General features: G+C 38.9%; 6 protein-coding genes. All 6 read left to right on the plus strand.

What is annotated here, in order from left to right; all coding sequences use genetic code 11:
* Nucleotides 1-4 precede the first annotated feature (4 nt).
* Nucleotides 5-940, plus strand: a complete 936-nt coding sequence (hprK, locus tag QM450_RS08435) for an HPr(Ser) kinase/phosphatase (RefSeq protein ID WP_414320281.1) — start codon at nucleotides 5-7, stop codon at nucleotides 938-940.
* On the plus strand, nucleotides 933-1,721 hold the full coding sequence (gene lgt / locus QM450_RS08440) for a prolipoprotein diacylglyceryl transferase (RefSeq protein ID WP_414320282.1): 789 nt from the start codon (nucleotides 933-935) through the stop codon (nucleotides 1,719-1,721). The genes hprK and lgt overlap by 8 nt, the downstream gene beginning before the upstream one ends.
* Before the next feature lies 1 nt (nucleotide 1,722).
* Nucleotides 1,723-2,106: a DUF948 domain-containing protein gene (locus tag QM450_RS08445; protein ID WP_000895021.1), complete on the plus strand. Its 384-nt coding sequence runs from the start codon at nucleotides 1,723-1,725 to the stop codon at nucleotides 2,104-2,106.
* Between the two features lie 15 nt (nucleotides 2,107-2,121).
* Entirely contained in the window at nucleotides 2,122-2,517 is a 396-nt protein-coding gene (locus QM450_RS08450) for a YtxH domain-containing protein (RefSeq protein WP_414320283.1), read from the plus strand.
* Between the two features lie 478 nt (nucleotides 2,518-2,995).
* Nucleotides 2,996-10,873 (plus strand): YSIRK-type signal peptide-containing protein, encoded by a 7,878-nt coding sequence (locus QM450_RS08455; protein WP_414320284.1) that lies wholly within the window; start codon nucleotides 2,996-2,998, stop codon nucleotides 10,871-10,873.
* Between the two features lie 614 nt (nucleotides 10,874-11,487).
* Nucleotides 11,488-15,568: Rib/alpha-like domain-containing protein (locus QM450_RS08460; protein WP_414320285.1), on the plus strand; the 4,081-nt coding region annotated here is incomplete at its 3' end.

The following is a 15,568-nucleotide window of genomic DNA, read 5'->3' on the forward strand; positions in this document are numbered from 1 at the left end:
AATTATGTCGGTTTTAGTCAAAGAAGTGATAGATAAGCTCAGACTAGACATTGTCTATGGTGAGCCTGAATTACTTGAAAAGGAAATTAATACTGCGGATATTACGCGACCAGGGCTTGAAATGACGGGGTATTTTGACTACTATACTCCAGAGCGGATTCAGTTATTGGGAATGAAAGAGTGGTCTTATCTGATTAGTATGTCTTCTCATAACCGCTACCAGGTTTTGAAAAAGATGTTTCAACCAGAAACACCTGCAGTTATTGTTGCGCGTGGTTTAGTAGTTCCAGAGGAAATGCTAAAGGCCGCTAGAGAATGTAAAATCGTTATTTTAACGAGTCGTACAGCAACAAGTCGTCTGTCTGGAGAATTATCAAGTTACCTAGATTCTCGTTTGGCTGAGCGTGAAAGTGTACATGGTGTCTTGATGGATATCTATGGTATGGGTGTGCTCATTCAGGGCGACAGTGGTATTGGTAAGAGTGAGACAGGTCTAGAACTTGTGAAACGAGGACACCGTTTGGTGGCTGATGACCGTGTAGATATCTTTGCTAAGGATGAAATGACTCTCTGGGGTGAACCAGCTGAAATCTTGAAGCATTTACTTGAGATTCGTGGTGTTGGTATTATAGATGTGATGAGTCTTTATGGTGCCAGTGCAGTTAAGGATTCTTCACAAGTTCAGTTAGCTGTCTATCTAGAAAATTATGACACGCAAAAGACTTTTGATCGTCTAGGCAATAATGCTGAGGAATTGGAGATTTCTGGAGTAGCTATTCCACGTATCCGCATTCCTGTAAAAACAGGACGTAATATTTCTGTCGTTATCGAAGCAGCAGCGATGAATTATCGTGCTAAGGAAATGGGCTTTGATGCTACTCGACTATTTGAAGAAAGATTGACAAATCTGATTGCAAAGAACGAGGTGAAAAATGATTGATCCAATCGCTTTTCAAATTGGTCCTTTAGCTGTTAGATGGTATGCACTCTGCATCGTTTCAGGTCTTGTTTTAGCGGTATATCTTGCCAGTAAAGAAGCGCCTAAAAAGAAGATTTTATCTGATGATATTTTGGACTTCATCTTAATTGCCTTTCCTTTGTCAATCATTGGAGCTAGACTCTACTATGTTATTTTTAGATTTGATTACTATAGCCAACATCCGGGAGAGATTTTTGCCATTTGGAATGGTGGTCTTGCGATTTATGGTGGTTTAATTACTGGCGCGATTGTACTCTATATCTTTGCTGACCGCAAATTAATCAATACTTGGGATTTCTTAGATATTGCAGCTCCGAGCGTCATGATTGCTCAGAGTCTAGGGCGTTGGGGAAACTTCTTTAACCAAGAAGCTTATGGAGCAGTCGTTGACAATCTAGACTATTTACCTGGTTTTATTAAGAATCAGATGTATATTGATGGCTCATATCGCCAACCAACCTTCTTATACGAGTCTATCTGGAATCTGATCGGTTTTGCCTTGATTGTCATTTTTAGACGCCGATTAAAGAGTATCCGTCGTGGTCATATCACTGCCTTTTATCTAATTTGGTACGGATTTGGACGTATGATTATTGAGGGCATGCGTACAGATAGTCTTATGTTCTTTGGGCTTCGAGTATCTCAATGGTTGTCTGCCCTATTGATTGGCCTTGGTATTTATATCATCTTTTATCAAAATCGGAAAAAAGCACCATTTTATAATGTAAAAAAGGAGAATTAAAATGTTAGAAGTTGCTTATATTATTGTGGCAATTGCCTTGGTTGTATTTTTAGTTTATCTGATTATTACCCTTCAAAAAGTTGGTCGTGTAATTGATGAAACTGAAAAAACTGTTAAAACTTTAACATCAGATGTAGATGTAACTCTTCATCAAACAAATGAATTGCTTACAAAGGTCAACGTTCTTGTTGATGATATCAATGTCAAAGTTGCTACAATTGATCCCCTCTTTACAGCAGTTGCAGACCTCTCTGTTTCTGTTTCTGACCTAAATGAGCAAGCACGTGTTTTGAGTAAAAAGGCATCATCTGCTGGATCAAAAACTATAAAAACTGGTGCAGGTTTGTCTGCTATTCGTGTTGCAAGTAAATTTTTTAAAAAATAAAAAAGGAGTAAGCTAATGGGTAAACTATCATCTATCCTTTTAGGAACTGTTTCAGGTGTTGCAGCTGCCTTGTTTCTAACTAGTGACAAAGGAAAACAAGTTAGAAGCCAAGCACAAGAATTTTTAGAAGATCTAAAAGAAGATCCTGAGTATGCTAAAGAGCAGGTTTGTGAAAAATTAACGGATGTCAAAGAACAAACCAAAGAATTTGTTCTTAAAACAAAAGATCAGATTGAATCTAGGGAAATTACTCTGGACACTGTCTTGGATAAAACAAAATATCATGCTCAACAAGCGACTGAAGCTTCAAAAGAAACCTTGAATCATTTTAAATCACAACTGGAAGAGAAAGTAGTTGTGGAAGAAAAAGAAAATGGTCAAGAAATTGTCATCGAGCTTCAAGAAAATTAACATAGAATCACCATTTCCTGGTTTTCTAGAAAATCAAGAATGGTGATTTTTTTCCTTTAATGAACTCTTTGTGATATAATAGCAGTATAGAGCGTGCAATATTTTGATTTCTTCCATAATGTAGTAAAATTTTAACAGCAGGTTATTGATCTTTATACGGATAAGAAAATGGAACTAGATGATAAAATAGAAAAAGATAACCTTGTACTTTTTTACAGAGTTGTTTGGAAGTCTAAAATTAGCGGTTCTGTCCGTAACCTAAATAACATGCCTGATGAACTGGGTGACTGGGTTTAGCTATTACAACAAATAGTTATTTAAAAATTGAAAGGATTTAAAATGTGATGTATTAATGTGATGTATTAAAGTAGAGTAAACTTCCTAAATTTTAGGAAAATAAAAAGTATGATTTTGTTAACAGAAAATGTTAATGTTTTCTAAGTTTTATATGAAAAATTGTTAAAAAGGATTGGATAACATGAAAGATATCTTTAATAAACGCCAACGTTTTTCGATTCGAAAGTTTTCTGTTGGAGTGGCATCTGTACTAATAGGGGTTTCCTTATTTGCTCCAACTCAAGGAGTCTTAGCTTCTACGGAAAATAATAATGATAATAATACAGGGATAGAAGTTAATTCTGAAATTGACAATTCTCTGCCGACTGTGGAGATCAAAGAAGAAGCTCAAAGTATCTCAGAACATCGAAACAATGCTTCTTCTGAGATAGATGCTAAAGAGATTTCAACAGTAGCTACAAAAGAGACAGTTCTAGATACTTCTGGTGGTAAGGAAAATATCAATTCGACGGCAACTACTTTGGTGGCTGGTGAAGACAGATCAAGTGCTCCAGAGGCTAGAGCAGCATCAAATCCTACTGAGATTAAAAAATATGAATTGACTGAGGAAGATGCTAAAAAAATCAAAGCAGGAATAATCGGTTCAGAAGGGGATCAACTTGATAGTTTGTTAGTTAATGGTCCCAAGTTAAATCCAGAAGGTTATACAGATGATGATTACTTGAAGGATAAAGAAGAAGTTTATATATATGAAAAAAATGGGAAAAAGTATGTAGGCTATAACAGTCATCCACTTTTAGATGATACTGATGGTGATGGTATTATTGATAGTAACGAAAAGCCAGATGAAAAATTAAAATGGAATGTAAGTGAACGTGATATGATTATGTTCATGGAATTGGCTTACCGTGACGATAAGTATATTGACAGAGTACTGGATCATAAGAACCCCTTAAGAGAGTCAGAGTTATACAAAAAGAATGGGGAAAGTAAACCACGCTATGAATATATGATGATGAATAGGGAATTGGGACCTTATTGGGAAAGAAAGAAAAGTTATCATACATCCAGTGGACTTGATGCTGTCTTATTTGAGACCAAGAGCGATTTCTTATATTTACCAAATGGGACTGCTCAAGTATTAGCGTTTCGAGGAACAAGTGATGGGAAAGATATTGTAGCTGATGGAATACTTGGAACAGGGAGTGACCCTAAACAGGCGAAAGAAGCAGAAGCAATTATGCGTGAATTAGCTAAGGATAAGAGTATCACCAACCTTTATCTAACTGGACATTCTTTGGGAGGATATTTGGTTCAGCGTGCCATGGTTGAGGCCTACCAATTAGCATATTCTGATAGCAGGGTTATGTCTTCTAAAGAAAAATTAGATTATAAAAACTTTTATGAAAATATATTAAAAAAAGGGACGACATTTAATGCTCCCAAAGTAAGGACAGGTCTTCTCTCATCATCTGCGTTTTGGCAAAAAGGTTTAGATAGTAAAAAAATAGCTAAGTCTGGGAAAATGACACATTATATAGTTAATAATGATTCTACTATAGGAAAAAGTGTCAGTAATGATAGTGATGTTGTCATAAATGTTGGGAATACAAAAGGAGGTCATAGTTCCCGTTCTTATTTTGAAGCCGATATGATTAATAGACGACCAGAGTTTATTTCTGGAAAACGAATTTCCTTGGATGGGATAGGTTTTCAAAATCCTAAGATTACTACAGCTAAGTCTCTAGAAAAAGTTGGAGAAACTGCTGTATATAGTAAACATGGAGATGACATCATTAAGTCAACAACTGTTAGTATGAAAGATCCTGATACAGGAAACATTACTAAAAATACACTTGATGAAATGTTCAAGAAAGATGGTGCGAAGGACAAAGTAGAAACAACAGCAATCCCATCACCTAAGAAATACGTGAAAGATGATACACGCGAAAAAGGACAAGCTAATATTGAAGTACCTGGTAAAACTGGAGAACAGACGGTAACAACAACTTATAGTGTAAATCCTAACACTGGAGATCTTATTGAACATGTAGGACAGCCAGTAGTTAAGCAACCGGCAACAGAAACAGTTGTCAAAGTCGCAGCCAAGGATGAAGTAGAATACATTAAAAAAGGAGCCGATGTTGTTAAGAAGACAACGAGCTACACAGTAAACTCAAAAACTGGCAGTCTTACTTCGGCTGAGAAGGCAGAAGTAGTCAATAGAGGTGGCGCGAAGGATATAGTTGAGTATAATTCAGTTGAACCCAAACCAGTTTATTTAAAAGATGAGAACAGACCAAAAGGTACTGTTACCGTTCAATTTCCAGGGAAAGCAGGACAAACTAAAGTCACCACAACATATAGCGTAAATCCAGTAAATGGAACCCTAACTCCATCAAAAGGCAAACCAGAAGTCGTAACTCTAACAATAGCTAGAGTTGTAAAAGTGGGAGCGAAGGACAAAGTAGTAGAAACGCCAATTGAACCTGAAGTTGAGTATGTTAAAGATGTTGAAAAAAACTTCGGTACACCATATCAGCGTATTGAGGGTAAAAAAGGTAAAACAGTTACTACAACCACTTACGATGTAGATTCAAAGGACGGTCATATAACAGAACACGTTGGTACCCCAGTCGTCACCCCAGCAGGTAAGACAATCGTTAAAGTAGGAGCTAAAACTAAGGTTGAACAATCTAAAGATTCTGAAGGTCGCGATGTAATTGATACCACTACCTATGAAGTTAATCCAAAAACAGGTAAGGTAACTCCCACAACCGTGCGAACTTATGGGAAAACGAAAGAACCGACAGTCGAGAAGAAAGTAGTACCATCCCCAGTAGTTTATGAAAAAGATGGTACGAAAGAAAAAGGTACAGCCCCAACTACTGTTAAAGGTGAAGATGGTGAAGACACTATCACAACAACTTACACTGTGGACGCTAATACTGGAAAGATTACAGCAAGTGAAGGTAAACCAGTTCGTACGAAAGAACCAACGAATACTATTGTTAAAGTCGCAGCGAAGGACAAAGTAGTAGAAACACCGATTGAACCAGAAGTTGAGTATATTAGAGATAGTGAACGAGAAGTTGGCACACCTAATGAACGCGTTGAAGGAGCTAAAGGTAAAACAGTTACAACAACCACTTACGATGTAGATTCAAACGACGGTCATATCACAGAACACGTTGGTACCCCAGTCGTCAGCCCAGCAGGTAAGACAATCGTTAAAGTTGGTGCGAAAACTAAGGTTGAACAATCTAAAGATTCTGAAGGTCGTGATGTGATTGATACCACTACCTATGAAGTTGATCCAAAAACAGGTAAGGTAACTCCAACAACAGTTCGAACTTATGGGAAAACGAAAGCACCAATGGTTGAGAAGAGAGTAGTATCATCACCTGTTGTCTATGAAAAAGATGATACGAAAGAAAAAGGTACAGCCCCAACTACTGTTAAAGGTGAAGATGGTGAAGACACTATCACAACCATTTACACTGTGGATCCTAATACTGGAAAGATTACAGCAAATGAAGGTCAACCCGTTCGTACGAAAGAACCAACTAATACTATTGTTAAAGTCGCAGCGAAGGATAAAGTAGAAACAACCGAAATCCCATCACCTAAGAAATATGTAAAAGATGATACGCGCGACAAAGGCCAAAACAATGTAGAAGAAGCAGGACAAGCAGGTTCACGCACTACCACAACAACATATAGTGTTGATCCTACTACAGGCACTATTACAGAAAGAGTAGGAAAACCAGTAGTAGTGAATCCAACAGAAACAATTGTCAAAGTCGCAGCGAAGGACAAAGTAGTAGAAACACCGATTGAACCAGGAGTTGAGTATGTTAGGGATGGTGAACGAGAAGTTGACACACCTAATGAACGCGTTGAAGGAGCTAAAGGTAAAACAGTTACAACAACCACTTACGATGTAGATTCAAACGACGGTCATATCACAGAACACGTTGGCAATCCAGTAGTCACCCCAGCAGGTAAGACAATTGTTAAAGTAGGAGCTAAAACTAAGGTTGAACAATCTAAAGATTCTGAAGGTCGTGATGTGATTGATACCACTACCTATGAAGTTGATTCAAAAACAGGTAAGGTAACTCCAACAACTGTTCGAACATATGGAACAACAAAAGAACCAACAGTTGAGAAGAGAGTAGTACCGTCTCCAGTAGTTTATGAAAAAGATGGTACGAAAGAAAAAGGTACAGCCCCAACTACTGTTAAAGGTGAAGATGGTGAAGACACTATCACAACAACTTACACTGTGGACACTAATACTGGAAAGATTATAGTAAGTGAAGGTAAACCAGTTCGTACGAAAGCACCAACGAATACTATTGTCAAAGTTGCCGCGAAGGATAAAGTGGAGACAACTGAACTCCCATCACCTAAGAAATATGTGAAAGATGGTACACGCGACAAAGATCAACCAAATGTGGAAGAAGCAGGCCAAGCAGGTTCACGTACAACAACAACTACTTACGAAGTAAATCCAGCAGATGGAACCATTACAGAAAGAGTAGGAGAACCAGTAGTAGTAAATCCAACAGCAACAATTGTCAAAGTCGCAGCGAAGGACAAAGTGGAGACAACCGAACTCCCATCACCTAAGAAATACGTAAAAGATGATACGCGCGACAAAGGCCAAAACAATGTAGAAGAAGCAGGACAAGCAGGTTCACGCACTACCACAACAACATATAGTGTTGATCCTACTACAGGCACTATTACAGAAACAGTAGGAGAACCAGTAGTAGTAAATCCAACAGCAACAATTGTCAAAGTCGCAGCAAAGGACAAAGTAGTAGAAACCCCGATTGAACCAGAAGTTGAGTATGTTAGAGATGGTGAACGCGAAGTTGCCACACCTAATGAACGCGTTGAAGGAACTAAAGGTAAAACAGTTACTACCACTACTTACGATGTAGATTCAAACGATGGTCATATCACAGAACACGTTGGTATCCCAGTCGTCACCCCAGCAGGTAAGACAATCGTTAAAGTTGGTGCGAAAACTAAGGTTCAACGTAACAGGGATGACCAAGGTCGCGATGTGATTGATACCACTACCTATGCAGTTGATCCAAAAACAGGTAAGGTAACTCCAACAACCGTGCGAACTTATGGGAAAACGAAAGAACCAACAGTTGAGAAGAGAGTAGTACCATCATCTGTTGTCTATGAAAAAGATGATACGAAAGAAAAAGGTACAGCTCCAACTACTGTTAAAGGTGAAGATGGTGAAGACACTATCACAACCATTTACACTGTGGATCCTAATACTGGAAAGATTACAGCAAGTGAAGGTCAACCAGTTCGTACGAAAGAACCAACGAATACTATTGTCAAAGTTGCCGCGAAGGATAAAGTCGTAGAAACCCCGATTGAACCTGAAGTTGAGTATGTTAGAGATGGTGAACGAGAAGTTGCCACACCTAATGAACGCGTTGAAGGAGCTAAAGGTAAAACAGTTACTACAACCACTTACGATGTAGATCCAAACGACGGTCATATCACAGAACACGTTGGCAACCCAGTCGTCAGCCCAGCAGGTAAGACAATTGTTAAAGTTGGTGCGAAAACTAAGGTTGAACAATCTAAAGATTCTGAAGGTCGTGATGTGATTGATACCACTACCTATGAAGTTGATCCAAAAACAGGTAAGGTAACTCCAACAACAGTTCGAACTTATGGAACAACGAAAGAACCGACAGTCGAAAAGAAAGTAGTGCCATCCCCAGTCGTTTATGAAAAAGATGATACGAAAGAAAAAGGTACAGCCCCAACTACTGTTAAAGGTGAAGATGGTGAAGACACTATCACAACCATTTACACTGTGGATCCTAATACTGGAAAGATTACAGCAAGTGAAGGTCAACCCGTTCGTACGAAAGAACCCACTAATACTATTGTCAAAGTTCCAGCGAAGGATAAAGTAGAAACAACAGAACTCCCATCACCTAAGAAATATGTGAAAGATGATACACGCGATAAAGGCCAAGACAATGTAGAAGAAGCAGGCCAAGCAGGTTCAAGCACTATCACAACAACATATAGTGTTGATCCTACTACAGGTGCTATTACAGAAAGAGTAGGAGAACCAGTAGTAGTAAATCCAACAGAAACAATTGTCAAGGTCGCAGCGAAGGACAAAGTAGTAGAAACACCGATTGAACCTGAAGTTGAGTATGTTAGAGATGGTGAACGAGATGTTGACACACCTAATGAACGTATTGAAGGAGCTAAAGGTAAAATAGTTACTACAACCACTTACGATGTAGATTCAAACGACGGTCATATCACAGAACACGTTGGTAACCCAGTCGTCACCCCAGCAGGTAAGACAATCGTTAAAGTAGGAGCTAAAACTAAGGTTGAACAATCTAAAGATTCTGAAGGTCGCGATGTGATTGATACCACCACCTATACAGTTGATCCAAAAACAGGTAAGGTAACTCCAACAACCGTTCGAACTTATGGGAAAACGAAAGCACCAACGGTTGAGAAGAGAGTAGTACCATCACCTGTTGTCTATGAAAAAGATGATACGAAAGAAAAAGGTACAGCCCCAACTACTGTTAAAGGTGAAGATGGTGAAGACACTATCACAACCATTTACACTGTGGATCCTAATACTGGAAAGATTACAGCAAGTGAAGGTCAACCAGTTCGTACGAAAGAACCAACGAATACTATTGTCAAAGTCGCAGCGAAGGATAAAGTAGAAAAAACAGAAATCCCATCACCTAAGAAATATGTAAAAGATGATACGCGCGAAAAAGATCAACCAAATGTGGAAGAAGCAGGCCAAGCAGGTTCAAGCACTATCACAACAACATATAGTGTTGCTCCTACTACAGGTGCTATTACAGAAACAGTAGGAAAACCAGTAGTAGTGAATCCAACAGAAACAATTGTCAAAGTCGCAGCGAAGGACAAAGTAGTAGAAGCATCAATTGAACCTGAAGTTGAGTATGTTAGAGATGGTGAACGAGAAGTTGGCACACCTGATGACCGCGTTGAAGGAGCTAAAGGTAAAATAGTTACTACAACCACTTACGATGTAGATTCAAATGACGGTCATATCACAGAACACGTCGGTAACCCAGTAGTCACCCCAGCAGGTAAGACAATCGTTAAAGTAGGAGCTAAAACTAATGTTGAACAATCTAAAGATTCTGAAGGTCGTGATGTGATTGATACCACTACCTATGAAGTTGATTCAAAAACAGGTAAGGTAACTCCAACAACAGTTCGAACTTATGGGAAAATGAAAGCACCAACAGTAGAGTTAGAACAAGATTCTAAGACAGGTGATGTTACAGTGACACCGAAGAAGCCAGATGGGTCAACATATCCACCAGGAACTAAGGTAGAAATCTCAGGTAAAGATGGTAATCCAATCGTCGTTACAATCGATGAAGATGGTAAAGGTAAAGTACCAAACAGTGATCTACCAAACGTAGAAAAAACAGGTACAGGTAAGATTACTGAACCAGGTAAATCATCTGTGGAAGTTCCTAAGGTAACAACTTTTGAAAACGATGCATTATCGGGTTCAATTGCATTGCCAGAGCTAATGATTGAGGTTCGATGGATTGATGAAGACGGAAATGTATTGAAACCATCCGTTAAGACAGGTAATGAAAAGGATGCTGAACATGGATCAATTCCAGTATATGAATTTGTACGAACTGTGATTGATGAAAATGAACCAGTAATTACTCACATTTTCAGAAAAGTAAGTGGAAATACAAATCCAAATACAATTCCAGTTACTCCAGTCACACCTGCTACTAATGGAGGTTCTGGTCAAGATACACCTTCACCAACAACTCCAACTCCAGATGCAGTTACTCCGAATGTTAATCACGGATCCATTACAACTACTATTGATAAGGAATCTAAGTCAAATGATTCTCAAAATGTATTGCCAAGACTTGGAACAGAGTCAAGTATGACTCTTGCATCTTTAGGACTCCTTGGTATGCTAAGTAGCCTTGGACTTGCGTTTGGAAAGAAAAAAGAAGACTAAAATAAGCATTTCGTTAAAGTTTGAACTACTCACTGTTAAGTGAACGATGAAATAAAAGATTAAGAAACGACCTTGTTCCTCATTTGAAGAAGTACAAGGTCGTTGTTTTATTTTTGAAAAAGGGAGACATCAGTATTGGTACCACCCCCCCTCTCAAAATATTGTATGTCTTTAATCCTAGTGCTCAGTTTTAAAATGTTCCCAAAAGTTCTCAATCGGTGAGCGATTAGTACACTTGCCAATCTACTATATATAGAGAATGTTATCAGAAAGAGGAAAATTTCTGTTTCATTTAAACAAAATATATAAACATCTTATAAATATTCGAATATGTTTGCGCTTTATTTAAGAGATTAAATGGCTTTATGATTGCTTAAATGAATTGAAAATGATATAATCGAGCTGTAATAGCTGTAATAGCTGTAATAGCTGTAATAGCTGTAATAGCTGTAATAGCTGTAATAGCTGTAATAGCTGTAATAGCTGTAATAGCTGTAATAGCTGTAATAGCTGTAATGTGTAAAAATTGCTCATAAGAGTAATTTTTATTGTATTATTCCCCAGAGGGAATACTGCTTCTCAATTTGATTTTGTCTTTAATATAAGGAGGAACAATGGAAAAAAAATCAAATTCACTAAGTAGAGTAAAGCGTCGACAACAGGAAAAAGTCTTACGCTTCTCTATTCGTAAGTATAGCTTCGGTGCGGCTTCAGTTGCTGTTGCAGCACTGATGTTTTTAGGTGCACGCGTCGTTAGTGCGGATAGCGTGACACCTGTTGATCAACCTCATGTAGGGGCTTCAATTCAAGGAACGAGTCCGCTAGCATCGCAGGATAAGGAAGAGCCTGCTAGTTCTGTAAAAGTGGATACAGCTACTGCAAGTCAGCTTGTGGCACAGATCAAAGACCAGCTCCACGTCAAGGAAGCTGCTAATACAGATCTTTTGGTTGCAGCTAAGGAAGAACTTGTTAAGGCTGAACAGACTCTCGCTGATTCAAAAGTGAGTCAAGAAGAAGTGGACGCTTTAGTAGCTCGCTTGACCAATACTTTGGAACAGTTACGAGCAGTGGAAGTATCTCAAGGCAAAGAAGATAAAAATGGTGAAAGTACACAGGAAGCAACTCCGGAAATCAAGCCAGAAGTAGTGAAGCCAACTCCAGAAATTTCAGCTAAGTCTGAGGAAACTTCAGAAAATACTAATGCTGAGCAACTGGAAAAAGCTAAAGCTAGTCTCAAAGTATCTATTGATCGTTTGGAACAGGCTATCGCCCAAACACCTGAGAATGACTTGACACGTGAAATCTTGGAAAAAGCTATTGCTCAAGTTGCTGTAGCCAAGTCTGCATTTGGTGGTGTAGAAGTTAGCCTTCGTGATGTTGAGGATATGAATCGTGTCATCAAACGTAACGAAAGCTCTGTTATGATTGCACGTAATCGTTTGACTTCTGGGCATAATGACGTCCGTAATGGCGCAGCTATCCCAGTTGGGACAACGCTTCGGGCTGATGAAGGGGCAACCTATGACAATGCTGTTGGACTCTACTTCACAAAGGAAGGAGATGGCTCAGGTTACCCACCTGGTACCATGCTCTTTAGAGACCGTAACCAAAATACTGCTGATAACCAAAAAGTTAGTGATGTCAAGAATGTCGTTAAGGTTGATGTCACTAAAAACGGAGATATCTACGATTGGGTCATTGAGTTTGACCATGATCCTGAAGGCCACAAAAATGCTCATGCTTGGTTTACCATTCCAACTGGTCATGACTTGGTAAACGACGGTTCGGCATCATTTGCTAGTTACTGGGCTGGTGATCCTAATAAAGTACGTATTGATACTCAAGGAAGAAGAAAAATATCACGAACCTTACAACAAATCTTTCAACAACAGCTTGCCGCTACGTCTAAGGTTATTAACATTGGTACCCCTGGTGGATATATCGAGACTGCTGATGGCAAAAAGACGAACGGTGGTTTCTGGAGTGGTAGCGATGGAGTTGTTAACACATTAGAAGAAATTATGGCAAATCCTAATACACCATACTGGCATCGTACAGGTGGTGCTCGTACGACTACGGATAAGGATGTTCTGTTATCAGACTATTTGAAGGATTGGTTGATCCAGCATACGCAAAAAGTCTACCATTTTGAAATCGATTATCGTAGTAAAATTAAGGAAAGTACATCAAACTATATCTTTCGTTTCAAAACCAAGGCTGCTGAGGGGACTCCGCTCTTTTATGCAGCAGGGATGCGCTCCTATGAGTTCAACACCCACCGAAATGATATGCAATGGTATGGTTTGCCATCTCCTAAGGTGACGGGGGCTGATCAAACTATCGAAAAAGGTAAGGAAATCCGTCTCGAATTCACAACTAAAGATAATTTGGCAGGATTTTCACTTGGTGATCCAAAACTAGGTTATAATACAGCTGATTCTATCAAGTTAGTGGGTAACGAGTTGAAACTTGATAATCAAAAAGTTGAAGTTCAAAAAGTGAGTGACTATGAGCACAAGCTCATTATCACAGGTCGTGTTGCTTCTGATCCTAGCGACACGGGTTATCATGTAAAAGTCATGTCTGTCAATAACGTTGGACAAAGTGCGGAGTTTACATCAACTGTCAAGGTTACGCAATCTATTACACCAACATTAGAGTTGAATCAAGATCCTAATACAGGTGACGTTACAGTAACACCGAAGAAACCAGATGGCTCAACATACCCACCAAAAACTACGGTAGAAATCCCAGGAGAAAATGGAACAACAATCCCTGTTGAAATCGGTGACAATGGTTCAGGTAAAGTACCAAATGACAAACTTCCTAAGAAAGATGTCCCAGGTACAGGTAAGATTACAGAACCAGGTCAACCAACTGTTGAAGTTCCTGATGTAACAACACCAGCTAAGGTAACACCACGTGATACTATTGCACCAACAATCACAGCCAATGATACAACTGTAACTAAAAACGAACCAATTACTCCAATCCCTGTAACAGCTGAAGATAACAGAGGCGGAGTTGGAATGCGTGATAATAATCCAATCGAGGTAAGCAATTTACCACAAGGATTAAAATATGAAAATGGGCAAATTACAGGTACTACGAATGCTAAAACAGGGTACTATACTGTAAAAATCACAGCCTACGATAAAAACAATAATCATTCAACTAAATCAATCAGAATCACTGTTCAGGATCAAGCTGACAAATATAATCCAACAGGCGATTCACTAACAGTAAACCAAGGTCAAGAAATTACAGATGAAGCAGTAAAAGCAAAAGTAACAAATTATGGCCCTGGAACATTAACAGTAGAAAGTAAACCAACTTCAACTGCAACAGCAGGAGATGCAGGTAATGCGGTAGTTAAAGTTACGTATCCAGATGGATCAAGTGATACTGTAAATGTACCAGTTACTGTAAATGACGTAACAGGACCAACAATTACGGCAAATGACGCAACAGTAACTAAAAACAAGCCAATCACACCAATTCCGGTAACAGCTGTAGATAATCCAGGTGGAGTTGGAATGCGCGATAATAATCCAATACAGGTGAGCAATTTACCACAGGGATTAAAATATGAAAATGGGCAAATTACAGGAACTACGAACGCTAAAACAGGATTCTATACTGTAAAAATTACAGCGTACGATAAAAACAATACGCCATCAACAAAAACAATAAGAATCACTGTTCAGGATCAATTAGCAGGAACAGCAACAGGAAAAACTGTCCCAGAAAAAACACCTGTACCAGCAAATACTAACGTAGTAACTCCAAACAGACCAGGTACAACGATTACAGTAGATAATCCAGTAAATGGTTTAACAGTGGATGAAGGTGGAAATCTAGTAGGCACACCAACAGTAGACAAATGGGAACCAAAAGAAGAAGAACGTAAAGTTACAATCCCAGTTAAAGTTAAGAATGGTGACGAAGAAGTTGTAGTGGATGTTCCAGTTACAATTCAACGTGATACAGATGGAGACGGTATTCCAGATGTTAAGGATCCAGACGATGATAACGATGGAATTCCAGATACAGAAGATGCAAATCCAAAAGTAGCGGATAAGTTAACAGGAACAGTAACAGGAAAAACTGTCCCAGAAAAAACACCTGTCCCAGCAAATACTAAGGTAGTAACACCAAACAAACCAGGTACAACGATTACAACAGATAAACCAGTAAATGGTTTAACAGTGGATAACGGCGGAAATCTAGTAGGAACACCAACCGTCACAGATTGGGAACCAAAAGAAGAAGAACGCACAGTAGAGATTCCAGTTAAACTGAAAAAAGGCACAGAAGAAACTGTAGTCAAAGTTCCAGTTAAAATTCAACGCGATACAGATGGAGACGGCATTCCAGATGTGACTGATCCAGACGATGACAACGATGGAATTCCAGACAAGGATGAAGAGAAAAATGGAACAGATCCTAAGACACCAACAACTCAAACTCCTACAATTGAAATTACTCAACAACCAAATGGTGATGCAGTAGTAACACCGAAGAAACCAGATGGCTCAACATACCCACCAAAAACTATGGTAGAAATCCCAGGTGAAAATGGTCCAATCACTGTTGAAATCGGTAAAGACGGTTCAGGTAAAGTACCAAATGACAATCTTCCTAAGAAAGCTGTCCCAGGTACAGGAACAGTAACCGAACCGAATAAGAAACCAT

It is taken from the genome of Streptococcus infantis, from assembly GCF_047464615.1.
Lineage (GTDB): Bacteria > Bacillota > Bacilli > Lactobacillales > Streptococcaceae > Streptococcus > Streptococcus infantis_Y.